General features: G+C 70.4%; 1 protein-coding gene. It reads right to left on the minus strand.

Annotated elements, in window-relative coordinates:
* Positions 1–1,434: PAS domain S-box protein (locus AC1D01_RS34460; protein ID WP_477873970.1), on the minus strand; the 1,434-nt coding region annotated here is incomplete at both ends.

Consider the following 1,434-nt stretch of genomic DNA (forward strand, 5'->3'; position numbering starts at 1 on the left):
AGCCGACCTCGGTCAGCTCCTGCGTCGGCAGGCCGCCGAAGCTGTCGACCGAATCGCCGTCGTCGCCGAACGCCGACAGCCCGCCGATCACCGGCAGGCCGGGGTCGCCGCCGGCCAGCAGCGCGTGGCCGCGCGCGTCGGCACCGAACCACAGGCGGTACGAGCGGTTCGCGAACAGCAGCTCGCCCTGCTGCACCGACAGCACCGACACCGCGGCGTCCAGCCCCTCGAGCACGGTGGTGAAGCGCTCGTGCGAGGCCGACAGCTGGTCGCGCACCCGCTTGGCCTCGGTGATGTTGGTCATCGAGGTCATCCAGCCGGTCTGCAGCCCCTTCGGGTCGATCAGCGGCGAGACGTACATGCGCGCGTCGAACTGCGATTCGTCCTTGCGCATCACCTTCACCTCGATGCCGCCGGCCGGGCTGCGGCCCTGCAGCTCCTGCTGCAGCAGGCGGTTGTTCTCTTCGATGCGCTCGGGCGGCCAGTGCGGGAAGGGCGGCACGCGGCCGATCAGCTCGGCGTCGCTGAAGCCGGTCATCGCGCAGAAGGCCGGGTTCACGTAGGTGATGCGGCCCTCCATGTCCATCGCGCGCATGCCGGTCAGCATCGAGTTTTCCATCGCGCGCCGGAAGTTGGTCTCCGACACCAGCGTGCTCTGGATCTGCAGCCGCCGGCGCATGTGGCGCCAGGTGCCGAGCAGCATCCACACCGTCAGCACCGACAGCGCGGCGACCATCCAGAACAGCGTGTTGCTGATCAGGCCGATCGAGGTGCGGTAGCCCTGGCCGCGCAGCACCAGGCCGTTGCCGGCCGGCGCGAGCGGCACGTCGTGCACGATGGTGGTGGCCGAGCGGCGGTTCTGCTGGCCGGGCATCGGCGTCACGGTGCTGGCGAGCACGCGGTCCTGGCTGTCGACCAGCGCCACCGCGTGCCGCGTCGACACCTCGGCCGGGATGAAGTAGCGCATCAGCGACTCGATCGAGTACTCGGCGATCAGCGTGCCCGAGAACGCGCTGCGGTCGAGCAGCGGCACCTGCACCTGGAACACCGCGGTGCCGTACAGGTCGGTGAACGGGCGCGAGTACACCGGCTGGCGCAGGTCGCGCGCGGCGCTGAACGCGGCCTCGGGCTCGGTCTTCGCGCCCTCCTTGGGCACCGAGGTGCTGCTCTCCTCGCCGCCGAAGCCGCTTTCCGGGTGGAAGCCGGTGGCGGCGTAGCCGGCGCGGCGGCTGCGGTTGGCACCGACCCAGATCAGGTTCGTGATCTCCGGGCGCTCGCGCGTGAAGCTCGCGGCCTGGCCGAGGAACTCGTCCTGGTCGATGGTGCGGGTGGCGATCTCGCGCGCGATGCGCACCAGCTGCTCCTGGTTCTCGATCAGCCGCAGCCGGATCTGCTGCTGCGCGATCTCGGTGTCGCGCTTGACCGATTCCTGCT

The organism is Rhizobacter sp. P3_B12, from assembly GCF_056402895.1.